This window comes from Tropicibacter oceani, assembly GCF_029958925.1.
GTDB lineage: Bacteria > Pseudomonadota > Alphaproteobacteria > Rhodobacterales > Rhodobacteraceae > Pacificoceanicola > Pacificoceanicola oceani.
On the sequence record NZ_CP124616.1, the window covers coordinates 1,803,385 to 1,827,055 of the forward strand.

At 65.0% G+C, this 23,671-nt stretch carries 22 protein-coding genes and 1 pseudogene; 13 read left to right on the forward strand and 10 right to left on the reverse strand.

From position 1 onward, the window contains the following. Window positions 1-8: 8 nt before the first annotated feature. On the forward strand, window positions 9-386 hold the full coding sequence (locus QF118_RS08730; RefSeq protein WP_282302238.1) for a Na+/H+ antiporter subunit G: 378 nt from the start codon (window positions 9-11) through the stop codon (window positions 384-386). A 100-nt stretch (window positions 387-486) separates the two neighbouring features. After that, on the forward strand, window positions 487-1,197 hold the full coding sequence (locus tag QF118_RS08735) for a Crp/Fnr family transcriptional regulator (protein ID WP_282302239.1): 711 nt from the start codon (window positions 487-489) through the stop codon (window positions 1,195-1,197). Here QF118_RS08735 and QF118_RS08740 read toward each other — a convergent pair. Further along, entirely contained in the window at window positions 1,167-1,412 is a 246-nt protein-coding gene (locus tag QF118_RS08740) for a DUF1858 domain-containing protein (protein ID WP_282302240.1), read from the reverse strand. The genes QF118_RS08735 and QF118_RS08740 overlap by 31 nt on opposite strands. A gap of 120 nt (window positions 1,413-1,532) precedes the next feature. Here QF118_RS08740 and QF118_RS08745 point away from each other — a divergent pair, with 120 nt between their 5' ends. The 8 genes and pseudogenes from QF118_RS08745 to QF118_RS08780 form a co-directional block, all read left to right on the forward strand. Then, window positions 1,533-1,985 carry a c-type cytochrome gene (locus QF118_RS08745; RefSeq protein ID WP_282302241.1) on the forward strand — a complete coding sequence of 151 codons (453 nt, stop codon included), beginning with the start codon at window positions 1,533-1,535 and terminating at the stop codon, window positions 1,983-1,985. Between the two features lie 24 nt (window positions 1,986-2,009). Then, window positions 2,010-3,359, forward strand: a complete 1,350-nt coding sequence (locus QF118_RS08750; protein WP_282302242.1) for a cbb3-type cytochrome c oxidase subunit I — start codon at window positions 2,010-2,012, stop codon at window positions 3,357-3,359. Window positions 3,360-3,362: 3 nt separating this feature from the next. Continuing rightward, entirely contained in the window at window positions 3,363-4,157 is a 795-nt protein-coding gene (locus tag QF118_RS08755) for a CbbQ/NirQ/NorQ/GpvN family protein (protein WP_282302243.1), read from the forward strand. Between the two features lie 5 nt (window positions 4,158-4,162). Then, the gene (locus QF118_RS08760; protein ID WP_282302244.1) at window positions 4,163-6,049 is read left to right on the forward strand and encodes a nitric oxide reductase activation protein NorD; all 1,887 of its coding nucleotides are present in this window, start codon (window positions 4,163-4,165) and stop codon (window positions 6,047-6,049) included. 1 nt (window position 6,050) lies between these two features. Then, window positions 6,051-6,224: a protein NnrT gene (locus tag QF118_RS08765; RefSeq protein ID WP_282302245.1), complete on the forward strand. Its 174-nt coding sequence runs from the start codon at window positions 6,051-6,053 to the stop codon at window positions 6,222-6,224. Beyond that, window positions 6,221-6,460 (forward strand): NnrT protein, encoded by a 240-nt coding sequence (locus QF118_RS08770; RefSeq protein WP_282302246.1) that lies wholly within the window; start codon window positions 6,221-6,223, stop codon window positions 6,458-6,460. The genes QF118_RS08765 and QF118_RS08770 overlap by 4 nt, the downstream gene beginning before the upstream one ends. A gap of 12 nt (window positions 6,461-6,472) precedes the next feature. After that, window positions 6,473-7,666 carry an NnrS family protein gene (locus tag QF118_RS08775; RefSeq protein WP_282302247.1) on the forward strand — a complete coding sequence of 398 codons (1,194 nt, stop codon included), beginning with the start codon at window positions 6,473-6,475 and terminating at the stop codon, window positions 7,664-7,666. Window positions 7,667-7,689: 23 nt separating this feature from the next. Next, a pseudogene (locus tag QF118_RS08780) lies at window positions 7,690-8,331 on the forward strand (NnrU family protein); the annotation flags it as partial. 21 nt (window positions 8,332-8,352) lie between these two features. On the opposite strand, the gene QF118_RS08785 reads toward QF118_RS08780, so the two are convergent. The 6 genes from QF118_RS08785 to QF118_RS08810 all read right to left on the reverse strand — a co-directional run bounded on the left by QF118_RS08785 (window position 8,353) and on the right by QF118_RS08810 (window position 16,154). Then, the gene (locus tag QF118_RS08785; protein WP_282302248.1) at window positions 8,353-10,260 is read right to left on the reverse strand and encodes a beta-galactosidase; all 1,908 of its coding nucleotides are present in this window, start codon (window positions 10,258-10,260) and stop codon (window positions 8,353-8,355) included. Next, window positions 10,257-10,862: a 2-dehydro-3-deoxy-6-phosphogalactonate aldolase gene (locus tag QF118_RS08790; RefSeq protein ID WP_282302249.1), complete on the reverse strand. Its 606-nt coding sequence runs from the start codon at window positions 10,860-10,862 to the stop codon at window positions 10,257-10,259. The genes QF118_RS08785 and QF118_RS08790 overlap by 4 nt, the downstream gene beginning before the upstream one ends. Continuing rightward, window positions 10,852-12,912 carry an alpha-galactosidase gene (locus QF118_RS08795; RefSeq protein WP_282302250.1) on the reverse strand — a complete coding sequence of 687 codons (2,061 nt, stop codon included), beginning with the start codon at window positions 12,910-12,912 and terminating at the stop codon, window positions 10,852-10,854. Before QF118_RS08795 ends, QF118_RS08790 begins: the two co-directional genes overlap by 11 nt. Further along, window positions 12,909-13,757 carry a carbohydrate ABC transporter permease gene (locus tag QF118_RS08800; protein WP_282302251.1) on the reverse strand — a complete coding sequence of 283 codons (849 nt, stop codon included), beginning with the start codon at window positions 13,755-13,757 and terminating at the stop codon, window positions 12,909-12,911. The genes QF118_RS08795 and QF118_RS08800 overlap by 4 nt, the downstream gene beginning before the upstream one ends. A gap of 4 nt (window positions 13,758-13,761) precedes the next feature. Next, window positions 13,762-14,685 carry a carbohydrate ABC transporter permease gene (locus QF118_RS08805; RefSeq protein WP_282302252.1) on the reverse strand — a complete coding sequence of 308 codons (924 nt, stop codon included), beginning with the start codon at window positions 14,683-14,685 and terminating at the stop codon, window positions 13,762-13,764. 239 nt (window positions 14,686-14,924) lie between these two features. Continuing rightward, a complete protein-coding gene (locus QF118_RS08810) occupies window positions 14,925-16,154 on the reverse strand; it encodes an ABC transporter substrate-binding protein (RefSeq protein ID WP_282302253.1) in 1,230 nt (409 codons plus the stop codon). 157 nt (window positions 16,155-16,311) lie between these two features. Here QF118_RS08810 and QF118_RS08815 point away from each other — a divergent pair, with 157 nt between their 5' ends. Together QF118_RS08815 and QF118_RS08820 are read left to right on the forward strand one after the other, a co-directional pair. Further along, a complete protein-coding gene (locus QF118_RS08815) occupies window positions 16,312-17,097 on the forward strand; it encodes an IclR family transcriptional regulator (protein WP_282302254.1) in 786 nt (261 codons plus the stop codon). Window positions 17,098-17,119: 22 nt separating this feature from the next. Then, complete coding sequence (locus QF118_RS08820) at window positions 17,120-18,184, forward strand: ABC transporter ATP-binding protein (protein ID WP_282302255.1); 1,065 nt, start codon at window positions 17,120-17,122, stop codon at window positions 18,182-18,184. A 67-nt stretch (window positions 18,185-18,251) separates the two neighbouring features. Here the strand turns inward: QF118_RS08820 and QF118_RS08825 are convergent, their stop codons facing one another. The 3 genes from QF118_RS08825 to QF118_RS08835 are packed head-to-tail and all read right to left on the reverse strand — an operon-like array spanning window position 18,252 to window position 22,618. After that, window positions 18,252-20,288 (reverse strand): NADH:flavin oxidoreductase, encoded by a 2,037-nt coding sequence (locus tag QF118_RS08825; protein ID WP_282302256.1) that lies wholly within the window; start codon window positions 20,286-20,288, stop codon window positions 18,252-18,254. Between the two features lie 28 nt (window positions 20,289-20,316). After that, complete coding sequence (locus QF118_RS08830; RefSeq protein ID WP_282302257.1) at window positions 20,317-21,384, reverse strand: FAD-binding oxidoreductase; 1,068 nt, start codon at window positions 21,382-21,384, stop codon at window positions 20,317-20,319. A gap of 4 nt (window positions 21,385-21,388) precedes the next feature. Then, the gene (locus tag QF118_RS08835) at window positions 21,389-22,618 is read right to left on the reverse strand and encodes an aromatic ring-hydroxylating oxygenase subunit alpha (protein ID WP_282302258.1); all 1,230 of its coding nucleotides are present in this window, start codon (window positions 22,616-22,618) and stop codon (window positions 21,389-21,391) included. Between the two features lie 146 nt (window positions 22,619-22,764). Here QF118_RS08835 and QF118_RS08840 point away from each other — a divergent pair, with 146 nt between their 5' ends. Then, the gene (locus tag QF118_RS08840) at window positions 22,765-23,649 is read left to right on the forward strand and encodes a LysR substrate-binding domain-containing protein (protein ID WP_282302259.1); all 885 of its coding nucleotides are present in this window, start codon (window positions 22,765-22,767) and stop codon (window positions 23,647-23,649) included. Window positions 23,650-23,671: the final 22 nt, after the last annotated feature.

Below are 23,671 nucleotides of genomic sequence, written 5' to 3' on the forward strand. Positions count from 1 at the left end.
CTGGAAACATGAGCTTTGTTGCGGAACTCCTCATCTCGATCGCGCTTGTCGTCAGCGGCATCTTTGGCTTTGTCGGCTCTTACGGGTTGGTCAAACTGAAACATTCGCTGCAACGGCTGCATGCCCCGACCAAGGCCACGACCCTTGGGGTGGGCGGCGTGCTGATCGCGTCGATGATCTTTTTCTACGCCAAGACCGGGCACGTTTCGGTGCACGAGCTTTTGATCACGCTGTTCCTGTTCCTGTCGGCGCCGATCACCGCCAATTTCATCGCCAAGGCCTATATGGCGCGCAACCTGAGCGAAAAGGAACTGCCCGAAAGCCAGGGGGCATTTGGCTGGTCTGTCTATGACGACCCGCCAGAGGCGGGCCCGGAGCGCAAGTAAACCGGCCTGCGAAACGCGCGTCGGCGTTTGACCTGACGTGCCTGACGCGACATGGCTTCTGGCGCGGCGATGGCAGATGTGTCAGGAAAACCCCATGGGAATGGACGCGCCAAAACCGACTCTGCCGCGGCTTGATGAAAGCCTGCTGACGCATCTTCCGCCGTTTTCCCGGCTGGAGCGGCGGCAAATCCGTACGGTTCTGGATCAGGCCAGCGTCCGCCGCTATGACGCCGGGGCGCATATCTTTGAAGAAGGCGCGCCCGCCGACCGGTTTTACATGCTTCTGGATGGCTATGTGCGCGTGGTGCGGATCACTGCCACCGGTGAACAGGTGACCGCGCTGCATATCCCGGCGGGGCAATTGCTGGGCATCGCAAAGGCCATCGGGCGCGAAACCTATCCGGCCACCGCCATGACCGCGACCGAGGCGCTGGCGCTAAGCTGGCCGACCCGGTTGTGGGATGATTTCGTTGCGACCTACGATGGCTTTGCCACCGAAACCTACAAGACCGTGGGCCAGCGCGTTGGCGAAATGAACACCCGTGTGGTGGAAATGGCCACGCAGCAGGTCGAACAGCGCGTCGCCAATGCCCTGTTGCGGCTGGTCAACCAGACCGGGCGCAAGGTCGAGGACGGGATCGAGATCGACTTTCCCATCACCCGTCAGGACCTGTCGGAATTGACGGCGACCACGCTGCACACGGTCAGCCGCCTGCTCAGCGCCTGGGAAAAGCTGGGGCTGGTGGAAAGCCGGCGCAAACGGATCAAGGTCCGCGACCCTCATGCGCTGGTGGTGCTGGCGCAGCCCTGATCGGGCGCCGCGGCGATGGCCTGCCGCAGGCTGTCACGAAAGCTGTCTTCGTCCAGGTCATATTCCAGGCAGGCATCGGTGATGGTGTGAAACGGCGTCACCATGCAGCCCACGCACAGCATCCTGTGCCGGACAAAGACCGCGACGGTCTGCGGCCAAGACGCCATCACCTGCGACAGTGAAAGCCCGGGATCGTCAATGCAGGGGCGGTTCATCGTGGCTCCTTTCCGGGCTGATAATGGGGATGGAACCGCGTCAAACGTTGTTCTGTCACAAACTTGAAGGCGGGCAGGCGGGCTAGGTCTGGGCCACCCCACCCTCAAGGAGGCCGCAGAATGGCTGAAATCCTCACCAAATCGCGGGCGCGGAACATCTTTTACGGAGGCTCGGTCTTTTTCGTCGTCGTCTTCGCCGTGCTCAGCGCCCAAAGCCACCGGTATGTCGTCAACACCTCGACCGCCGGCATGCCGTTGACCGAAGAGGTCGCGCTGGGAAAACGCGTCTGGGAACGACATTCCTGCATCAACTGTCACAGCCTGCATGGCGAAGGCGCCTATTTCGCGCCCGAGGTCGGCAACGTGATGACCCGCTGGGGCGTCGCCGATGACCCGCAGGGCGCCTATGAAACACTGGACGGCTGGATGAACAGCCAGCCCTCGGGGATCGAGGGCCGCCGGCAGATGCCGCACTTTGAAATGACCGAAGAAGAGATGCGCGGGCTCGCGGAATTCCTCCGCTGGGCCGATCAGACCGACACCCAGGGCTGGCCGCCCAACGATGCCGGATAACGGCGCGGGCCAAGGAGAAAAACCATGAAATATCAATCTCAAAAGGTGGCGCTGGCCTATTTCGTCTGCGCAATGGCGCTGTTTGGCATCCAGGTGCTGGGCGGGCTGTTGGCGGGCTGGATCTATGTTTCGCCCAACTTTCTGTCCGAACTGCTGCCCTTCAACATCATCCGGATGATCCACACCAACGCGCTGATCGTCTGGTTGCTTCTGGGCTTTTTCGGCGCGGCCTATTTCCTGATCCCCGAGGAATCCGAGCGCGAGATCTACTCGGTCAAGCTGGCCTATATCCAGCTGGCGCTGCTGATGGTCGGCACGCTGGGCGCGGTGGGGTCCTACCTTGTGGGCATCCACGGCGGGCGCGAGTTCCTGGAACAGCCGCTTTGGGTCAAGTTCGGCATCCTTGTCGCGGCGCTGATCTTTCTTTTCAACGTGTCGATGACCGTTCTGGCGGGCAAGAAGACGGCCATCACCAATGTGCTGCTGATGGGGCTTTGGCTGCTGTCGCTGCTGTGGATCTTTGCTTTCATCAACCCCGAAAACCTGTCGCTTGATAAAATGTACTGGTGGTTCGTCGTGCACCTGTGGGTCGAGGCGACCTGGGAACTGGTGATGGCAGCGATCTTGGCCTTCCTGCTGCTGAAACTGACCGGGGTCGACCGCGAGGTGGTGGAAAAATGGCTGTATGTCATCGTCGCCACCGCCCTGTTCAGCGGCATCCTTGGCACCGGGCACCATTTCTACTGGATCGGGCTGCCGGGCTACTGGCAGTGGGTCGGGTCGATCTTTTCGACCTTCGAGGTGATCCCCTTCTTCCTGATGATGTCCTTTGCCTTTGTCATGGTCTGGAAGGGCCGCAAGAACCACCCCAACAAGGCCGCGCTGCTGTGGTCGCTGGGGTCCAGCACCGTCGCCTTTTTCGGGGCGGGTGTCTGGGGCTTCCTGCACACGCTGCACGGGGTCAACTTTTACAGCCACGGCACGCAGATCACCGCCGCGCATGGCCACCTGGCCTTTTACGGCGCCTACGTGGCGCTGAACCTGGCGATCTTTACCTATGCGATGCCGATGCTGCGGGGGCGCGCGCCCTACAACCAGGTGCTGAACATGGCCAGTTTCTGGCTCATGACCGGCGGCATGGCCTTCATGACCTTCGTGTTGACCTTTGCCGGCACCATCCAGACCCACATGCAGCGCGTGGTGGGTGACTACTACATGGAGGTGCAGGACAGCCTGTCGGTGTTCTACCTGATGCGCTTTGGCGCGGGGGCCGCCGTGGTGATCGGCGCGCTGCTGTTCATCTATTCGCTGCTGGTCGTGCGCAAGGACGAGATCATCGCCCCCGGATCCAGCGCAACCGTCCCCGGAGAGTGAGCCATGAACATGCAATCAACACCAAAACTGCCGTTCTATCAGCCCATCGCCCGCGAATGCGAACTGTTCGAGACGGCCCATGAAAACGGTTTGCCCCTTCTTTTGAAGGGGCCGACCGGCTGCGGCAAGACGCGCTTTGTCGAACACATGGCCGCAAGGCTGGGCAAGCCGCTGTATACGGTGGCCTGCCACGATGATCTGTCCGCCGCCGACCTGATCGGGCGCTACCTGCTGAAGGGGGGCGAAACCGTCTGGGTCGATGGTCCCTTGACCCGCGCGGTGCGCGAGGGCGGCATCTGCTATCTCGACGAGGTGGTCGAGGCGCGCAAGGACGTCACGGTTGTCCTGCATCCGCTGACCGACACCCGCCGCACCCTGATGATCGACCGCACCGGAGAAGAGCTGGTGGCGCCCGCGGGCTTCATGCTGGTGGCATCGTACAACCCTGGCTACCAGAACGTGCTGAAACGCCTGAAACCGTCGACCCGGCAGCGGTTCCTGTCCATCGCCTTTGATTTCCCCGACGCGATGACCGAAATCGCCGTGGTGGCGCAGGAAAGCGGGCTGGAGCCGGGGCGCGTTGCGCCGCTGGTCCGGCTTGCGGGGCATATCCGCAGCCTGTCCGGAATGGATCTGGAAGAAGGGGTATCGACCCGGCTGGTGATCTATGCCGCGACGCTGATGGCCGGGGGCATGGGCGTCGATCAGGCGCTTGAGGCGGCGATTGTCCAGCCGCTCAGCGACGAAGCCGATGTCGCCGTCGCCCTGCGCGACCTGATCGCCACGATCTACGGATAAACGCCATGCACCTGCGCGACCTGATGGAACCCGAAGAAACCGTTGGCAATCTCTGGCATGACATGGCCAGCGGCATCGGCGCCGACCCGGGATACCCGGAGGCGGGCGTGACGCTTGCATCGGTCCGGCCCAGCCTTGCACTGCTGTTCCGCGCCCTTGGCGGCGCGGCCGGGGTCGAACTGGGCGAAGCGCCCGCCACGCTGGCCCGCCACCGCCGCCCGCTGCGCCGCAAGCTGGGGGCCGAGCGCGACCGCGAATGGGTGGCGGGGTATGATGGTGAACGGCTGGCGCTGCCCCCGGTCATCGCCGTCTTTGAGGATCGCGCCCTGAACCGCGCCGCCTATTTCTGGCTGACGGCGCTGGCCGCTGTCAGCGACCTTGCCGGGGCCGATCTGCCCCCGGACGGTCCGGCACGCGACTGCGCCCAGATCCGGTTGAACGCCAAAGCCTCCGATGCGGCCTATGCCCGCTGTCCCGGGCTGCGCGGCAGTTACCAGCGCATGGCGGCGCTTTGCGCGCAGGGGCGCCCCGAAGTTGTCCGCCCCCCGCACGAGGCAGCAATGGAACGCGCCGTGCGCGACCAGCTGTGCGGGCAGGCCCCGGTGCTGGCATCGCAAACCGCGCCGCGCGGTCACATGCCCTTTGCGCCGGTGCCGATCTGGCTGCGCTTTGCCATCCCCGGTGCAGGGATGACCGCCAGCGAAGACCAAAACGCCCCCGCCGCGCCGCCGCCCAGTGCCGCGCAGACCAGCCGCAAGCTGGGCGCGCGCAAGGATCAGGACCAGCATGGCCGCAAGGACAGCTTTATCATCCACCGCTTTGAATCGATCCTGTCCTGGGTCGAATCCATGAACATCAACCGCAGCGTCGACGATGACGACGACGAAAACGCCCAGAAGGCCGCCGACGATCAGGATCAGATCACCCTGTCGAAACACGACCGCAAGGCCGCCACGCGCCTGCGCCTGCATCTGGATCTGTCGCCCGCCGATGCCGACCACGAGGCGCTGGGCGGGGAATTCACCTATCCCGAATGGAACCACCGGGCGCGCAGCTACATGGACGGTCACTGCCGCGTGCTCGAAGCGCCGGCGTTGCCCGATCCGGCGCATGTCTTTCAGCCCGACCCGCGCCGCATCCGCGAAGTGCGCCGCCAGTTCGAGGCCCTGCGCCCGCGCCGCATCGTGCAACCGCGCCAGGTCGACGGGACCGAACTGGACCTTGACGCGCTGCTGTGTGCGCGCGCCGACCTGCTGGCCACCGGGCGCGGATCGGACCGCATCTGGCAAAGCGCGCGGCAGATCGAACGCGATCTGTCGGTGGCCTTCCTGATCGACACCTCGCGCTCGACCGAGGCGGCGATCGGCGATACCTCGGTCATCGAGGTCGCGCGCGAGGCGATGGCCGCGCTGGCCTGCGGGATCGACGCGGCCGGGGACCGGCTGGGCATCTGGGGCTTTTCCTCGTTGCGGCGGGACCGGGTCTTTGTGACCCGCTGCAAGGATTTCGACACCCCGATGGGCCCCGACATCACCGCCAACATCGGCGCGCTGAAACCGGGGCACTACACAAGGCTGGGCGCCGCGATCCGCCACGTCAGCGCCCACCTGTCCGACCAGCCCTCGGCCCGCAAGCTGTTGATCGTGCTGACGGATGGCAAGCCGAACGATCTGGACCACTACGAAGGCCAGCACGGCATCGAAGACAGCCACATGGCCGTCCGCGAGGCCCGCCGCGCCGGGCAAAGCCTGCACGGCGTGATCATCGACGAGGATGGGCAGGACTGGTTCGCCCGCATCTTTGGACGCGGCGGATTTAGCCTGCTGCCCAATCCCGAACGCCTGACCCGGGCCTTGCCCGACATCTATCGCAGCCTCACGCAGGAGACATGACATGCGCGTCCTTGCCATCCTTTTCGCCGGCCTTGCCGCACCCGCCTTTGCCGCCGGCTTTGACCGACCGATCCCACAGGCGCAATCGGCCACCGCCGAATTCTGGTTCGGCCTGGGCAGCCTTGCGCTGATCGTCGCGCTGGTGGTGGTGCAGCGGCTGGTGTCGCGGCGATGAACGGGCAGGGCTGGTCGACCGCGCGCATCGCGCTGGCCCTGTATCCGTTCGGGGCAGGGGCCATGGCGGTCAATGTCTTCTTTGCCTCGCTGATCTTCAGCTGGGTCGGGTTGCCGGTGCTGAACACAGCATGGTCCATTGTCCTGGGGTGCCTGATCGGCGCCCCGGCAACCTGGTATTTCGCCCGCCATATCCGCCGCCTGATGGACCAGGCCGAACCGCGCGCCAACGACTGACAGGAGCTCGTGATGCCACAAACGTCGATGCAACAAATCCGCGCCTGGCAGGGCCCGGCGCTGTTCAGCTACGGGTTTCGCCCGTTCTTTCTGTTCGGGGGGCTGTGGGTGGTGCTGGCCATGCTGCTTTGGCTGTCGGCGCTGACCGGCGCGATTGCCTTGCCGACGCGGTTCGATCCGGTGTCCTGGCACGCGCATGAATTCCTGTTCGGCTATCTTGGCGCGGTGCTGGCGGGATTTCTTTTGACGGCGGTGCCCAACTGGACCGGGCGCCTGCCGATCGTCGGCTGGCCGCTGGCGGCGCTTTTCGCGCTGTGGGGGGCCGGGCGGATCGCGGTGCTGGTTTCGGCGCTGCTGCCTGACGGGGTTGCGCCGATGCTTGACCTTGGGTTCCCGCTGGTGCTGGGCGCGGTGATCCTGCGAGAGATCGTGGCCGGCAAGAACTGGCACAACCTGATTGTGCTTGCGCTGCTGGCGGTCTTTGCCCTGGCCAACGCCCTGTTCCACCTTGAGGCGGCCGGCTCAGGCCATGCTGCCCAGGGGCTGGGCCTGCGGTTGGGGGTGGCCACCGCGATCATGATGATAGCCGTGATCGGAGGCCGCATCATCCCTTCGTTCACCCGCAACTGGCTTGCGCGGCAAGACAGCGCGCACCGGCCGGTCCCGCCGATGCAGAGCTTTGACAAGGTCGTGCTGGTCCTTTCGGTCGCGGCGCTGCTGTTGTGGACCGCATTGCCGGAGGCCCGCGTCACGGCCGCGGCGCTGGTCGTGCTGGGGGCGCTGCATCTGGTGCGGCTGTCGCGCTGGCAAGGCCTGCGCACCGGGGCCGAGCCTTTGGTCTGGGTGTTGCACCTGTCTTATGCTTTCATACCGCTGGGGGCCATGGCCATGGGCCTGGGCATCCTGACCGGCGCCGCCTGGCTGGCCGGGGCGCAGCATTTGTGGATGACGGGGGCGGTAGGCGCGATGACACTGGCGGTCATGACACGGGCAACGCTGGGCCACACGGGCCGGGCCCTGCATGCCGGGGGCCTGACCCTGACGGTCTACCTGGCATTGTTCGGCGCGGCGGCGGCACGGCTGGGCGCCAGCGAGGTTCCGGCCCTGACGCATGTGGCGGGCGGCCTGTGGCTGCTGGCCTTTGGCGGTTTCGTTCTGGGCTATGGCCCCTTGCTGCTGCGCCCGAAACCGGGTGCGCAGGGATGAGCTGACTAGGCTTCGCGGCGGTCTTTGCCGCGTTCTTCGTGACGCATTCGATCCCGGTGCGGCCCGCGAACAAGGCCCGGATCGCTGCGCGGATCGGGACGCGCGGCTTTGCGCTGGCCTATTCGGCGCTGTCGCTGGTCATGTTGGCGCTGCTGATCGGCGCGGCCGGGCAGGCCCCGCATGTCCAGCTTTGGCCGCAATGGCCCTGGCAGCGCCATGCGGTGCACCTGGGAATGCTGGCGGTCTGCCTGTTGCTGGCGCTGACCATCGCGCGGCCCAACCCGTTTTCCTTTGGCGGAGCCCGCAACGCCCGGTTCGATCCGCAAAGCCCCGGTCTGGTGCGCTGGACCCGGCATCCGATCCTGCTGGCGCTGGCGCTCTGGGCGGGCCTGCACCTGCTGCCCAACGGCGATCTGGCGCATGTGATCCTGTTTGGCGTTCTGGGCGGCTTTGCCATCGCGGGGCGCTGGCTGGTCGATCGGCGCAAACGCCGCGACCTGGGGCCTGATCGGTGGCAGGCTCTGCACAGGGCAGTGCAGGACGCGCCGCGGCTGCATGCGCCGGCGTCCTGGGCAGGCCTTGGCCTGCGCCTGGGGCTGGGGGTGGCCGGATTTGCGGCGCTGTTGTGGGCGCACCCCTATTTTGCCGGAGTATCGGCGCTCTAGCGACCGGGCAGGCCTGCCGTGTCAGGTCCGCAGGACCGAGATCGGCTCCAACACCAGCCCTGCAACCTCGGCGCGCTCGGGTGTATGGTTGAACCAATAGGTATGCGTGCCGTCAAAGCGGCGGCGAACGCCTTCGGGCAGTGCCAGGGTTTGCAGCCCGGCCTTGTCGCAGGCCCATTGCACCACCCGGTCCATGCCCTGCGCGTCCAGCCAGGCGCCCAGATAGGCCAGGTTATCCTTGGCCACCATGATGCTGTCGCCGGCTTGCGTGTTTAGCACCGGTTCGGCGCTGCCTTCGAGTTCCTCGATGTAAAGCTGCGCGTGGCCGCCGCCCGCAAGCGCGCGCGGCATGTCCGGGCGCAGGGTTTCGACCCGCGACACCGTGACATTCAGACCGGGCAGCGCCGGGGGCAAAGGCACCGGTATGGCAAAGCTGTCGCCGCGCGCCGCGGTGCGCGGACCCAGCACCGTGACGGCCTTGCCGCTGCACAAAGCGGCCTTGCTGGCCTCGGGCAGATGCATCAGGCCGGGGGCAAAGACCGCGCTATAGCCTTCGGGGCTGGCGCCGGGGCGCAGGATGTCGACGGACAGACCCAACCGGCGCAGCGCGCGGTAGGTCTGGAACACCAGCTCGAAATACTCCAGCCCGCGTCCCTGCGGCTGGATCGCCCACATCCAGTCGGCCTGATAGTCAAAGACCAGTGCCACCGGGGCCTGCGCGGTGCCGACCTCTGGGGCCTTTGCCAGTTCCTGCGCCACTTGCCGGGCCTCGACGATGGCCGGAGCGTCCTGGCTGTCGGGACGCAGCAGACCGGCGTGCATCTGTTCCTGGGCAAAGGGCGCCTGGCGCCAACGGAAATAGCAGACCGCCTCGGCGCCGTGGGCAAAGGCCTCCCAGCTCCAAAGCCGCACCATGCCGGGCAGCGGTGCGGGGTTGTAGGGTGCCCAGTTCACCGGGCCGGGCTGCTGTTCCATGATCCACCAGCGCCCCCTGCCGACGGCGCGGTAGAGGTCATGGTGAAAGGCCTGGAAATCCGGATCGCCCTGTTGGGCAAAGGCGCGTTTATAGGCCGGATCGGCCTGTACCCTGTCTTCGAGAAAACCCAGCGGATAACTGTCCCACGACGCGATCTCGAGATCGTCGCCAACCGCGAAATGGTCGAAATCGGTGATCTTGCCCATGTAGTTGTGGGCAATCGGCGCCGTGGTATGGGCGCGCAGAATATCCACCTGAAGCCGGTTGAACCGGACCACCTGCTCGGAGGCAAAACGGCGAAAGTCCAGGACATGCGCCGGGTTGGGTTCGGTCACCGTCAGGTTGGGCAGGTCGATCTGGTCGAAATCGTCATATTCCATCGACCAGAACACATTGCCCCAGGCGGCGTTCAGCGCGCCGATGTCCCCGGCATTGCCGCCGCCATATCGGGCGCGCAGCCAGGTGCGGAACCCCCTGCGTGCGGCGTCCGAATAACTCAGAATGGTGTCATGGCAGCCGTATTCATTGTCGGTCTGCCAGGCCGCCACATGCGGGTTGCCGCCATAGCGCTGCGCCAGTTGCGTGACGATGCGGGCGCATTCCTGGTGATAGCCTGTGTGGCTGAAACAGTAGTGCCGCCGCGATCCGAACCCGCGCGGGCGGCCCTGTTCATCCAACGCCAGCATGTCCGGATGCCGGTCCACCACCCAGCGCGGCGGCGTGGCGGTGGGGGTGCCCAGAACCACCCTGAGCCCGGCCGCGCCCAGGGTTTCGATCGCACGGTCAAGCCAGTCAAAGCGGTAGTCGCCCGGGGCCGGTTCCAGCCGCGACCAGGCGAATTCACCGATGCGGACCCAGGTCAGCCCGGCCTCGGCCATGCGCCTTGCGTCCTCGGGCCATTGGGATTCGGGCCAGTGTTCGGGGTAATAGCAGCAACCAAGGGTTCGTTTCACGGATGGGCCTCGTCATAGGCGGCGACGATCCGGGCGGCGCTTTGGGCGACCTGCTGTGTCGTCATGCCGGGTTTGTACAGGGCCGAACCGATGCCAAAACCGGTCACGCCCACCGCGAACCAATCGGCAAAGTTCGACGGCCCGGCGCCGCCGACCGCATAGGTCCGGGTGCCGGCGGGCAGCACGGCCTTGATTGCCTTCAACCCGTCGGGGCCGATCAGCGAGCCGGGAAAGAACTTGAGCCCGTCAGCCCCGTGTCGCAGCGCCGCAAAGCATTCTGTCGGGGTCATGACACCGGGAAAGGACAGCATTCCCAGCGCCTTGCTGCGGGTGATGACCGCCGGGTTGCAATCGGGCGAAACCACCAGGGTGCCGCCCGCCGCATGCAGGTTGGTCACGTCTTCGGGCGTCAGGACGGTGCCTGCGCCGATGGTCGCGTGATCGCCATACAGGTTGGCCAGCGTTTCGATTGACCGCAGCGGGTCGGGCGAATTCAGCGGCACCTCGATCGAGGTGATCCCGGCGTCGATTAGGGCCTGGCCGATGTCCGCGGCCTCGGGCGGGGTCAGCCCGCGCAGGATTGCGATGATGTTACGGCTCACGTCTGTCTCCTTCCAGGCGGTGACCTTCGAGAACCCACATGGTTTGCGCAAAGCGCCATGGCAAGGTCAGGCCAAGGGTCATCAGGGCGGCGCCGCTCAGGGTCAGGGGCGCCGATTTCAGCGCGGGGGCGCCACGGGAAAGGCGGTGTGCCTCGTCCTTGTTCAAAAGGCTGACGCGGTATGTCGCCTGCGGGTCCAGCCCGGTCAGGCGCAGCGGCCGGGGCAGGATCTGGGCCGAGGTCTGCGACTGCCCGGCGAACAGGACAAAACGGGATTTGTCCTGCGCCAGCTGCATTTCGGCGGTGACGGCGGGGTCAAAGCTGTCGAGCCGCAGGATATCGGCGGACATGGTCCAATGGCGGTTCTCCTTCCACCAGGTCGTGACCTGTTTCAGGGTTTCCGCTTCGTCCTCGGTCAGCTCGCGCGGGTCCATCTCAAAGCCCATGTGCCGCTGCGCCGCGACCCAGGCGCGGAATGCCATCGGGATGATCCGCCCCGAGGTGTGGCACTGGCGCGGCCCGACATGAGAGCCGGTGACCGCGGCGGGCAGCAGAAGTGCGGCGTCATGCTGGATGCACAGGCGTTCGATGGCATCGTTGCTGTCGGACAGCCAGACGCGGTGCGTGTGGCGCAGGATGCCCGCGTCGATGCGCCCGCCGCCAGAGGCGCAGGATTCGATTTCCGTTTGCGGGTGGGCGGCGCGCAGGCGCCAGAGAAGGTCAAGGATGCCATCCGCTTGCGCCGCATCCGGGATCGGCAGCAGGCGGTTGTGATCCCATTTGAGATAGTCGATGTCATGCGATGACAGGATCGCGTCGAGGGCGTCGAAAAGGTATTCGCGGACTTCGGGCAGGGAAAGGTCAAGGACGCGCTGCTGGCGGCCTTCGATCTGGTCCTTGGGGCCGAGAATCCAATCGGGATGCGCGCGGGCAAGATCGCTGTTCAGGTTGACCATTTCCGGCTCGACCCAGAGGCCGAATGTCATGCCTTCGCTTTGCACATGCTCGATCAGCGGGGTCAGCCCGTCGGGCCATTTGCGCGGATCGATCTGCCAATCGCCAAGGGACGACGTGTCGTCATCGCGCCTGCCAAACCAGCCATCGTCCAGCACGAACCGCTCCGCCCCAAGGGCGGCGGCGCGGGTGGCGATGTCCTTCAGCGTGGGCAGGTCATGGTCGAAATAGACCGCCTCCCAGCAGTTGTAATGCACGGGGCGGGGGCGGTCCGGGTCTGGCCAAGTCACGACCGCGTCGCGGATATGGCGCTGGAAGGCGGTGGCGCAGCCGTTCAGGCCTTTGTCGGAGAGGGTCAGCAGGAGGTCGGCAGAGTGGAACTCTGTGCCCGTCGTCTGCGTGCCCGTGGCTTTGCCCCATTGGATCTGGCGGCGACCATCGGGAAGTTCCTCGGCGATCATCACATGGCCGCCGGGATAGGCGAGGTGCATGCCAAAGGCGGTGCCCGCCGTGTTTGTCGCGCTGTCCTCAAGGAAGAAGGCCAGCGGCGGATGTTCATGGCCAGAGCGGCCCGTGCGGGCCTCGCGCTTGAGCATTCCGGGTTGCCACGGGGCGCGCTGCGGTAGAAATTCGCCGATCCAGCGGCCGGAAAAATGTAGGATCTCGCCGGATTGCGGTCCGGGCAGGACCGGGGCGGCAAGGTGGTGCAGGGTGATGGGCGTGTCGGCTTCAAGACGGTGCGCAAGGGTGACGACGCCGTTTTCGGCTTTGATCTCAAGGAACAGGGTCAGGCCGGTGGCGTCGCAGCGATAGCGGCGCTCGCCCGCGGCTTTGAACCCGGGGTAAAGCGGCAGGCCGTCGCGATAGGCGATCAGCCCGGGCTGGCCGGGAAAGCTGCGCGAGGCTTCGGGCAGGATCGACAGGGGCGGCAGGGCGTCGAGCATGCCGCCGGTGATGTCGTTGCCCGCCGCCTGTGCGAGGGCGCCCAGGTCTTCGCTTTCCGGCAGCGTCGGCCCCCAGTAAAGGCAGCAGGGCAGGCCGCCGTCCTCGGCGAAAACAAGGGTCTGGCCGGTCGTGTCGATGCGGTAGGTGGTCACTTTACAGCTCCGAGGGTGAGGCCCGCGATGAAATGGCGCTGCATGAGGAAGAACATCAGGACGGGCGGCAATGCGGCGACGATGGAGCCTGCGGAGACGAGATGCCATGCCGCGACCCACTGGCCGTTAAGCGAATAGAGCCCGGCGGTGATCGGCTGGTTTTCCGCGCCCTGTGTCAGGACGGTCGCCCAGAAATAATCGTTCCAGATAAAGGTGAAGATCAGCACGGACAGCGCTGCGATGGCGGGTTTCATCAGGGGCAGCACCACGAACCAGAAGATGCGGATTTCGCTGACGCCTTCGACCCGGGCGGCCTCGATCAGCTCGAACGGCATGGCGCGGATGAAGTTGCGCATGAAAAGGGTGCAGAACCCCGCCTGAAAGGCGATGTGGAACAGCGCCAGCCCGTACCAGGTGTTGTACATGCCAAGGTCCAGCGTCAGGTCGCGCACGGGTACCATCAGGATCTGGAAGGGCACGAAGTTGCCCGCCACGAACATGAAGAAGATCAGCAGGTTGCCCTTGAACTTGTAGACCGCCAGCGCAAAGCCGGTCATGCAGGAAATCGCCACCGCGCCGATCACCGTGGGGATCGTGACCTTGAAACTGTTCAGGATGTATTGGCCGATGGGCGTTGCCTCGAAGATGCCCGAATAGTTGGCCCAGAAGTTGAAGCTGGTCGGCCAGCCCCAGTAGTTGCCTGCCGTGATGTCCCCCGCCGAGCGGACCGAGGTCATCGCCACGGCGATCAGGGGCAGCAGCCAGATCACCAGCGCGATGGGCAGGGCGATCTTGTACAGCCATTGCGCGGTGGTCGAGGTTTGTTCGATGGGTTTGGGGAACATGGGCTTATCTCCCTGTCTCGTCGCGGTACATCTTCCACAGGAAGCCGGTGATGTAGATCATCATGATCAGGAACAGCACCACGGCGATGGCGGCGCCATACCCCATGCGGAACCCGTATTCGGAAAACGCCTGTTCATACATGTAAAAGGCCAGCACGCGCGAGCTGCCCCAGGGGCCGCCGTCAGTCATGATGGAAATCAGGTCAAAGCTGCGCAGCGCGCCGATCACGGTGACGACCACGGCAATGAAGGTGGCAGGGCGAAGCTGGGGCAGGATGACGTACCACAGCAGTTTTGCGCCCTTTGCGTTGTCCAGCCGGGCGGCCTCGATCTGTTCGGGGTCGACGGCGTTCAGGCCGGTCAGGTACAGGATCATGCAATAGGCGGTCTGCGGCCACAGGCCTGCGGCGATGATGCCGTAGGTCACGTAATCCTCGTCGGCCAGCACCGCGATGGGGCCCGCGCCGAACCAGCCCAGAATGATGTTCATCAGCCCGTTGGTCGGGTCATAGAACCAGGCAAAGACCAGGCCGACGACGACCTGAGAGATCACGAAGGGAAAGAAGAACAGCGACTTGTAGATGCGGATGCCGCGTACGGTCTGGTTCAGGAACAGCGCCACGAACAGCCCCGCCGGGATCGCCAGCATATAAAGCACCAGCCACAGCACGTTGTTCTTGAGCGAGGTGTAAAAGGCGTCGTCGTCCATCAGTTCGACGTAGTTGGCCGCGCCGACCCATTCCTTGGTGCCCAGCCCGTCCCAGGCATAGAAGGACAGGGAAATCGACTGAAAGATCGGGATGATCACGTAGACCGCGAACATGAAGATGCCGGGGGCAAGGAACAGCCAGGGCGCAAGCCGTTGCTGGTTCTTCTTCCACCAGGATTTGGAGGTCGGGGGCGTGTCGGAAAGGGCGGGGGCGGTCATGTGGAAAGTCCCTGCTTGTGCCAATGGGCCGAAAATGCGCCAAGCCCGGTCTTGGCGGGCCAAGAACCCGGCGCTGCGGTTGTGCCAGAAACAGCGTTGCCGCTGTTGAATGGAAAATCCCGCCCGGGCGGCTTTGCCTTGATGCCGTCACGCGCAGCGCGCGTTGGTGGGCATAGGCCAGTCTGCTTTCGGGTGGGGGAAAAGGCCCCGGCGCAAGGCCGGGGCCCGGTCTGCGCGGGTCAGTAAGCCTTGGCGCGGACTTTTTCGAGACGCTCGAGGATGTCCATCATGCGCTCGGGCTTGACCATGAACTCCTGAAAGCCTTCCATGCCGGCCTTGGCCATTTCGGCGGGCGCGTCACGGTCAAAGAACTGCGCGATGCCGCCATCGGTGTTCGACAGCATCTGATAACCGGCCTGCAGGAACTTGTCGTCACCGACGGTGCTGTCCTTGTTGATCGGCAGCTGGCCCAGCGTTTCGTTGATCTGGGACTGCACGTCGGCACGCGCCAGGTAGGCCAGGAACTTCTTGGCGTCTTCCTTGTTCTTGGCGTTCGCCGGAATGTGGATGGTGTCGGTCGGGGCCTCTTCGGCCATGGCCACATCGGGGTTGATCATCGGGAACTGGAAAAAGCCCAGCTGATCGTCCGTCAGGCCCGCTTCGCGCAGCGGCGCCACGGCAAAGTTGCCCATCACGTACATCGCCGCGTCACCCTGAACCATCGGCGCCAGCGCTTCTTGCCAGGAATAGGCCGCGTGGTTTTCCAGGAAGAAGCCGGCGTCCAGCAACTCTTTCCAGTTGTTCATGGTGGCGATCACGCGTTCGTCGGTCCAGGGAATTTCGCCCTTGGTCAGCGCCATGTGGAAATCATAGCCGTTGGTGCGCAGGTTCAGATAGTCGAAGACGCCGCCGGTGGTCCACAGGTACTTGGTGCCGATGGTGATCGGGGTGATGCCTGCCTCTTTCAGCTTGGCGCCAGCGGCCTTGAAGGCCTCCCAGTCGGTGGGGACGTCGATGCCGTTGGCCTCGAAGATGTCCTTACGATAGTAAACGCCCCACTGGTAATAGGTATAGGGCACGCCCCAGATCTTGCCGTCGATGGTCATCGAGCCCTTGGCCGAGGCCAGCGATTCGTTCAGGCCGTTTGCTTCCCAGACGTCATCGACCGGTTCGAACAGGCCCGCGTTGACGTAGGGCAGCATGCGGTTGCCGGCGTACCAGTTGGCCAGGTCCGGTGCATCCGCAGTCAGGAAGTTGCGGATCGAGGTCTTGTAGCCCTCGTGATCGAACAGGTTCCATTTGACGGTCACATCGGGGTTTTCAGCTTCGAAACCCTTGATAAGTGCCTCGAACGCGGCCTTGGGGGCGGGGTCCGAAGTGTCCGTGTTGATGACCAGTTCGCCGGCCCAGGCGGCGGCGGTCAGCATGGTGGACGCCAGTACAGCGCCCATGAACGTGCGTTGGAACATGGTGTTCCTCCTCCCAGAAATGTCTCTCTCCCGAGAAATCTGATTGCTTTGCGTGTTCCATTATTTGGAACTCAGATTTCACATGTTGATTTGGTAGTCCCAACTTGCTATCCGAGTCAACATCAAAGGCGGAAAAAGCGGCGACAGGATCCGGGGAATGAACAAGCAGACGGTCACGGACGGAACGGTGGGCAAGGCACTGGATGTGCTGGACACCGTTGTCGCGTTCGGACGGGCCGTCCGCTTTACCGAAATCCTGGATGTCTGCCCCTATCCCAAGGCGACGCTGCACAGAATCCTGCAGACCCTGACCAGCCAGGGCATGCTGGCCTATGACGAGGACCGGCAGCTTTACGTGCCGGGGCTGCGGCTGGTGCGGATCGGGCGGCACGCCTGGAATCAGTCCTCGCTGGCGCCGCTGGCCATGCCCTTTGTCGAATCGCTGGCGGCGGATGTGAACGAAACCGTTCACCTGGCGCAGATGGAAAAGGGGCGGGTGATCTTTATCACCAAGGTCACACCCGAGGGCGGCTTTCACACCATGGCGCGGCCCGGCCGCCGGTCGCCCGCCCATTGCACCGGCGTCGGCAAGGTGATGCTGGCCTTCATGGACGAAACCCGCCTGCAAGCGGCGCTGAACGTCCAGACCTGGGAGGCTTTTACCCCTTCGACCCATGTCAGCGCCGCCTCTCTGCTGCCCGAGCTTGAGCAGATCCGCACCGAGGGCATCGGGTACGACCGCGAAGAACATGAACAGGGCATCATCAGCATCGCCGCCCCGATCAAGGGCGGGGCAGGGCGGGTGATCGGGGCGCTGTCGATCGTGACTTCGACCAATCGTCTTGGGCCGGACGGGCTGGACGCTTTTCGCCCTGCGCTGATGCGCACGGCTGCACAAATTGGACGCGAAGGGGCGGTATGGCCCTATCCAGTCGCGTCCTAGGGAACCACCGGGAGGAATTGAAATGTCAGGCGTTGCCTTGAAGGGCGCAGTAAAGCGATACGGCGAAGTGCAGGTGATCCACGGCGTGGACCTTGAGATCGACCACGGCGAATTTTGCGTGTTCGTCGGGCCTTCGGGCTGTGGCAAGTCGACCTTGCTGCGGATGATCGCCGGGCTCGAGGAAACCAGCGGCGGCCAGATCAGCATCGGCGGGCGCGATGTGACGCGCATCGAACCGGCCGAACGCGGCGTGGCGATGGTGTTCCAGACCTACGCCCTGTACCCGCACATGACGGTGGCCGAAAACATGGGCTTTGGCCTGAAGATGAACGGCGTGCCCAAGGCCGAGATCACCTCCAAGGTCGCCGAGGCCAGCCGCATCCTCAAGCTGGACGATTACCTTGAGCGCAAGCCCAAGGCCCTGTCCGGCGGCCAGCGCCAGCGCGTCGCCATCGGACGCGCCATCGTGCGCGGCCCCGAAGTGTTCCTGTTCGACGAACCGCTGTCCAACCTCGATGCCGAATTGCGCGTCGACATGCGGGTGGAAATCGCCCGTCTGCACAAGGAAATCGGCGCGACGATGATCTACGTCACCCACGACCAGGTCGAGGCGATGACCCTGGCCGACAAGATCGTGGTGCTGCGCGCGGGCCATATCGAACAGGTCGGCACGCCGATGCAGCTGTACAAGGACCCCGACAACCGGTTCGTTGCCGGGTTCATCGGATCGCCTTCGATGAACTTCCTGACGGGGCGGGTGACCGGGGGCGCGGTCGTGGTGCCGGCGCTTGGCGATGCACGGATCACCACCGACGTGGCGCTGCCCGCCGATGGCGCCGAGGTCATTGTCGGTCTGCGCCCGCAAGCCTTGCAGGTGGTCGCGGCCGCCGATGGCCCCCTGACCATCGACCTGCGCGAAAGGCTGGGCGGTGTCGCCTATGACTATCTGACCTGCGCCTCGGGCGAACGGCTGGTGGTCGAAACCCGCGGCGACGAGGACATCGACGAAGGCGCGCAGGTCCGGGTGAGCTTTGAGCCGCAGGACGCCATGTTCTTTGACGCGGCCACGGAAAAGCGCCTGCGCTGAGCGGGTTTCACGAAACCCATGGCGCCCGGGCCAGCGTTCAGGACGATGGCCCGGGTTTGCCGCAGGATCAGAGCGATCCCATCAACCGCAGCGCGTCATAGATCGCTGCGTGAGTGTTGCGCGCCGCCACGGCATCGCCGATGCGGAACAGCTGATACCGGCCCTCGGGGTTGCGGGTGACGGTTTGCGGGGCGCGGGCAACCAGCGCCTCGTAATCGACTTCACCAAGGTTGCGTGACCCGTCCCGCAGGTCGAAATACAGATCGTCCAGGGGCAGCGTGCCATGGTTGACCACCACCTGGTCGACCCGGCGTTCCTGCCGGAAACCGCCATAGTCCGACCCGATCCCGGCCAGCAGTTCATTTCCGTCCCTGGTCACGCTGTCCAGCTTCCACAGCACGGTAAAGGTCACGTCGCGGTTTTGCAGCTCGCGCAGCGAGGGGGTCAGCGACATGGCCATGACCTCGGGGGCGAAATTGCGGTCGCGGGTCATGATCTCGACCCGGGCGCCGGTGGCGGCGATCCTTTCCGCTGCCTGAAGCGCGGCGTAGTCCCCGGCATCGTCGTAGATCAGCACGTTGCTGCCCGGGCGGGCATCGCCTGACAGGATGTCCCAGGCCGACACCACAAGGTCATTGCCGCTGCTCAGCACCTCGGTGTGGGGCAGCCCGCCGGTGGCGACGATGACCACGTCGGGCTGATGCGCGGTGACGGTATCGGCATCGGCGACGCTGTCGAAAAGAAAGGTCACGCCCAGCCGCTGGCATTGCTCGTACCGCCACTGGATCAGCTGGATCATCTCGGCCCGGCGCGGGGTCAGCGCGGTCAGGCGCACCTGCCCGCCGGGCTGGCCCGCGGCCTCGTGCACGGTGACCTGATGACCGCGCTCGGCGGCGACGCGCGCCGCCTCGAGCCCGGCGGGACCGGCGCCGACGATCACCACGCGGCGCGGTTCGGTGGCGGGGGCGATGGCGTGGGGCATTTCCAGTTCGCGCCCGGTCGAGGGGTTGTGCAGGCACAGCGCCATGCCCCCCTGATAGATCCGGTCAAGGCAATAGTTGGCGCCGACACAGGGGCGAATGCGGTCCTCTTCGCCGCGCATGATCTTGGCGACGATATGCGGATCGGCCATATGGGCGCGGGTCATCCCGACCATGTCCAGCTTGCCCGAGGCGATGGCATGGCGCGCCGTCGCCACGTCCTGGATCTTGGCGGCGTGAAAGGTGGGAAAGCGGGTCGCGGCGCGGATGTCCCCGGCAAAGTCCAGATGCGGTGCGCTGCGCATGCCCTGCACCGGGATCACGTCGGTAAGGGCGGCATCGGTGTCGATATGGCCGCGGATCACGTTGAGGAAATCGACCATCCCGCTGTCCTTCAACCGGTGCGAGATTTCCAGACCCTCGGCGCGGGTGATGCCGCCCGTCATGTCTTCGTCGCCGGTATAGCGGACCCCGATGATGAAGTCGTCGCCGACCCGGGCGCGGATCGCGCGCAGCGTGTCAAAGGTGAACCGCAGCCGGTTGTCCAGGCTGCCGCCATAGGGGCCGTCCAGGTCATTGGTCAGCGGCGACCAGAACTGATCCATCAGGTGGCCATAGGCCTGCAGCTCGATCCCGTCCAGACCGGCGGCCTGCATGCGTTCTGCCGCGTCGGCGTAATCCTCGATGATGCGGGCGATGTCCCAATCCTCGGCCCTTTTGGGAAAGGCCTTGTGCGACGGTTCGCGTTCGTGACCCGGCGAGACGACCGGCAGCCAGTCGGCCTTGTCCCAGCGGGTGCGGCGGCCCAGGTGGGTCAGCTGGATCATCACCGCGCAGCCATGGTCGTGGCATTCGTCGCTCAGCGCCTTCATCCAGCCGACCACCTCGTCCTTCCAGGCCAGGATGTTGTTGAACACTGGCGGGCTGTCGCGCGCCACCGAAGCCGAGCCCGCCGTCATGGTCAGCGCCACGCCCGCCTTGGCCCGTTCGACGTGGTAGGCGCGATAGCGGTCCTTGGGCATGCCGTCTTCGGGGTAGGCCGGTTCGTGGCTGGTGATCATCAGCCGGTTCTTCAGCGTCAGATGTTTCAACTGGTAGGGCTGAAGAAGGGGATCGCTGGACATTTGGGGCCTCTTGGTCTGGGGGTGCGCGTCACGCTTCGAGCGTGACATTCCCGATCGGGTGCGAACAGCAGGCCAGGATATAGCCTGCGGCGATGTCGTCGTCGGTGATGCCGCCGTTGTGGACCATGTGCACCTGGCCTTCGGTCTTGCGCAGCTTGCAGGTGCCGCAGACCCCAAAGGTGCAACCCGATGGCACTGCCACACCCGCCGCCCTTGCCGCCGCCAGAAGGGTTTCGGTTTCCGCAACCTTGGTGCGCTTGCCCGATCTGGTAAAGCTGATTTCGACGGCGCTGTCTTCGTCGGGCACCACGTCGTCGGGCACCTGTTCGGCCTGGGCCGCCGGCGCGTGAAAGCTTTCCTGGTGGTAGCGCGCCATGTCATAGCCAAGGCCGGCCAGCGCCTCGCGCACCGCGCGCATGAAGGGTTCGGGGCCGCAGCAGAATACCTCTCGGTCCAGGTAGTCGGGCGCGACAAGGCCAAGGATCAGCTGGTTGAACTGCCCCTTGATGCCGGTCCAGGGGCTGTAGGGGTCGGGTTCTTCGACCACCCAGGTCAGGGAAATCCCCGGGCTTCGTGACGCCATGTGTTCAAGCCGCTGCCGAAAGATGATGTCCGAAGGGCGGCGCGCGCAATTGATGAACACGATGTCCATGTCGCGCCCGGCGTCGTACATCCGGGTCGTCATCGACATCATCGGGGTGATCCCCGAACCGGCCGAGATGAACAGGTACTTGGCCGCGGCATGGCGGGCGTTGCTGAACTCTCCGGCGGGGCCGATGGCCTTGACGCGCATGCCGGGCCGCAGGCTGTCCAGCATCCAGCGCGTGCCGATGGAGCCCGGCTGCGCCTTGACGGTGACGGTCAGCGATATCGGCCGCGAAGGCGAGGACGAGATCGTATAGGTCCGGTGCAGCGGGCCGCCCGGCACCGGCAGTTCGAGCGTGATGAACTGCCCCGGATCAAACCGGAACAGCGCGCCCGACGGCGCCTGAAAGGTAAAGGTTGCCGTCTGGGGCGTTTCGGGCAGGTAGCTGACGCATTCCAGCGCCTCGCTGTCGGTCCAGAAGGCCAGCGCCGGCTGCGGGGTGGCGGCCATCGGTCTATTCCGCCGCGACGGCGCGCGGGCCGATGGCATGGGTCATGGTATCGGCGTACCAGTCGACGAACTGGATGACGCCGGATTCCCAGTCCGGCGCATAGGGGCCGGGCGTATAGGCCGGAGAGTTGATGCCGCGCTGGTTGTCCTCGACGATGGCGCGGTCCTGATCGTTGGTGGCGATCCAGACCTCGGTCAGACGCGCCAGGTCATAATCGACACCTTCGACCGCGTCCTTGTCCACCAGCCAGGTGGTCGTCACCTCGGTCTGGGTCGGGCTGATCGGTGTGACGCGAAAGGTCAGGGTGATGTCGGGCAGGAAATGGTTCCAGGTCGACGGATAGTGGAATTTCAGCAGCGATCCGGCATCGGACAGGGCGACACGGCCCAGGGCCCGTGTGCTGGCCGCCTTGCCGTCCATGGTGTAGCTGACCGCGTTTTCCTGCAACGGCATCCGCGCCAGCCGGTATTGCCCGTCGCCGCCGATGCGGAACTGCGCCGGGGCGCCGGCGGCCTCGCAGCGGTCGAAATGCGCCTGAAGTCGGGCCGAGATCGACCCGTCCGGCGACACCCCCGCGACCTCGGGGTCCAGCGGGAAGGACCGGCACAGTTCCGGGTGGTTGCCCGAACAGTGGTAACATTCGCGGTTGTTTTCCCAGACCAGTTTCCAGTTGCCCTCTTCGATGATCGACGATGTATGCGCGACCTTGGCGCGCTGCAGGTCGTGCACCTCGAGGTAGGGGCGGGCCATCTGGGCGAAGGCTTCGAAATCCGGGGCGTTTTCGGCCAGGCACAGATAGATCAGCCCGCAAAGGTTGCGGGTCTGCACCGGGCGCAGGCTGTGCGCCTTTGGGTCGAAATCGGGGCCCATGTCACGCGCCCAAAGCAGGCTGCCGTCCAGGTCATAGGTCCATTGGTGGTAGGGGCAGACCAGCTTGGCCACCTGTCCGGCGCGCGATTTGCACAGGATCGAGCCGCGGTGCCGGCAGGTGTTGTGAAAGCCGCGGATTTCGCCATCGCTGCCCTTGACCAGCACCACGTCATAGGCGCCGATCTGCAGCCGCGCGAAATCGCCCGTCTTGACCAGCTGACAGGCGGGAATGGCAAACAGCCAGTCGCGGTAAAAGATGTGCTCCAGATCGGCGGCAAAGACCTGCGGGTCGGTGTAAAAGGCCCGGTCAAGCGAATGGCCGGGGCGGCGCTGGGCCAGAAGATCGGAAACATGGGACGTCACGGGGCGCGGCCTTTCCTGAAAAGACGTGATTTGATGTCATTCAAAAATCACTTTTGTTATGGGCTTCAAGGGCGTAAAAATTCATCCAGGATGAACTGAATTCATCTGTGCGGATTATCGACACGGACAGGTCAGAAAACGACACCATGCGCAGGCCCTATGATCTTCCGTCGCTGACAGCACTGAATTGTTTCGAGGCAGCTGCCCGAAAACTGAGCTTCAAGGCCGCCGCCAAGGAGCTGAACGTGACCCCGACCGCCGTCAGCCACCAGATTCGCGCGCTGGAGGCCGAGCTGCGGCAACAGCTGTTCCGCCGTCAGCATCGCGGGGTCGAACTGACCGAGGCCGGGGCCTATCTGTTCAACGCGGTGCAACGCGGGTTCGAGGTGATTTCGGACGTTGTGCGCGACATGCGCAGCCCCGGCGCCGAGGATGACGTGGTTGTGCTGGCCTCGACCGCGATCAGCGCGCTGTGGCTGACGCCGCGCCTGTCGGGGTTCTGGCGGCACAACCCCGATATCACCATCTCGCAGATCGTCAGCGATGCCCCGGACATCGACGCGGCGGTGGATTTAAGCCTGCATTACGGCACGCTGCCGCCGGGCGATGACCGCTGCGCGCTGCTGTTCCACGACAGGATCTGCGCCGTCGGATCGCCGGATTTCGCGGCCCGGCACGCGATCACGGGTCTGCCCGATCTGCAGCGTGCGCCGCTGATCCACATCACCGGGGCAAATCATCGCTGGACCGAATGGGCTGACTGGCTGGCGGAACTGGGCTGCCCGCCGCCCGCCGGGCAGAAGATCGCGGTCAACAACTACATGATCGCGCTGCAACTGGCCAAGGACGGGATCGGGGCGGTTCTGGGCTGGGATGGGCTGGTTGGCGGGCTGCTGGAGGCGGGCGAGCTGACGCAGCTGACGCCCGAAAGGGTGGTGTCGCCGCAGTGCTTTTACCTGCGGGCGCATCGCCGGGCCTCGGCCAAGGCGCTCAGGTTTCGCGACTGGCTGGTTGCCCCGGCCCTGCACTGACATGACGGGCCGCGCACACGGG

What these genes read in the sequence shown, in the direction of transcription:
- QF118_RS08810 (WP_282302253.1), bottom strand. Translation starts at nt 16,154, where the DNA reads ATGTTCCAACGCACGTTCATGGGCGCTGTACTGGCGTCCACCATGCTG.
- QF118_RS08730 (WP_282302238.1), top strand. Translation starts at nt 9, where the DNA reads ATGAGCTTTGTTGCGGAACTCCTCATCTCGATCGCGCTTGTCGTCAGC.
- QF118_RS08775 (WP_282302247.1), top strand. Translation starts at nt 6,473, where the DNA reads ATGCCACAAACGTCGATGCAACAAATCCGCGCCTGGCAGGGCCCGGCG.
- QF118_RS08755 (WP_282302243.1), top strand. Translation starts at nt 3,363, where the DNA reads ATGAACATGCAATCAACACCAAAACTGCCGTTCTATCAGCCCATCGCC.
- QF118_RS08815 (WP_282302254.1), top strand. Translation starts at nt 16,312, where the DNA reads ATGAACAAGCAGACGGTCACGGACGGAACGGTGGGCAAGGCACTGGAT.
- QF118_RS08745 (WP_282302241.1), top strand. Translation starts at nt 1,533, where the DNA reads ATGGCTGAAATCCTCACCAAATCGCGGGCGCGGAACATCTTTTACGGA.
- QF118_RS08760 (WP_282302244.1), top strand. Translation starts at nt 4,163, where the DNA reads ATGCACCTGCGCGACCTGATGGAACCCGAAGAAACCGTTGGCAATCTC.
- QF118_RS08840 (WP_282302259.1), top strand. Translation starts at nt 22,765, where the DNA reads ATGCGCAGGCCCTATGATCTTCCGTCGCTGACAGCACTGAATTGTTTC.
- QF118_RS08750 (WP_282302242.1), top strand. Translation starts at nt 2,010, where the DNA reads ATGAAATATCAATCTCAAAAGGTGGCGCTGGCCTATTTCGTCTGCGCA.
- QF118_RS08830 (WP_282302257.1), bottom strand. Translation starts at nt 21,384, where the DNA reads ATGGCCGCCACCCCGCAGCCGGCGCTGGCCTTCTGGACCGACAGCGAG.
- QF118_RS08820 (WP_282302255.1), top strand. Translation starts at nt 17,120, where the DNA reads ATGTCAGGCGTTGCCTTGAAGGGCGCAGTAAAGCGATACGGCGAAGTG.
- QF118_RS08735 (WP_282302239.1), top strand. Translation starts at nt 487, where the DNA reads ATGGACGCGCCAAAACCGACTCTGCCGCGGCTTGATGAAAGCCTGCTG.
- QF118_RS08740 (WP_282302240.1), bottom strand. Translation starts at nt 1,412, where the DNA reads ATGAACCGCCCCTGCATTGACGATCCCGGGCTTTCACTGTCGCAGGTG.
- QF118_RS08805 (WP_282302252.1), bottom strand. Translation starts at nt 14,685, where the DNA reads ATGACCGCCCCCGCCCTTTCCGACACGCCCCCGACCTCCAAATCCTGG.
- QF118_RS08825 (WP_282302256.1), bottom strand. Translation starts at nt 20,288, where the DNA reads ATGTCCAGCGATCCCCTTCTTCAGCCCTACCAGTTGAAACATCTGACG.
- QF118_RS08800 (WP_282302251.1), bottom strand. Translation starts at nt 13,757, where the DNA reads ATGTTCCCCAAACCCATCGAACAAACCTCGACCACCGCGCAATGGCTG.
- QF118_RS08770 (WP_282302246.1), top strand. Translation starts at nt 6,221, where the DNA reads ATGAACGGGCAGGGCTGGTCGACCGCGCGCATCGCGCTGGCCCTGTAT.
- QF118_RS08765 (WP_282302245.1), top strand. Translation starts at nt 6,051, where the DNA reads ATGCGCGTCCTTGCCATCCTTTTCGCCGGCCTTGCCGCACCCGCCTTT.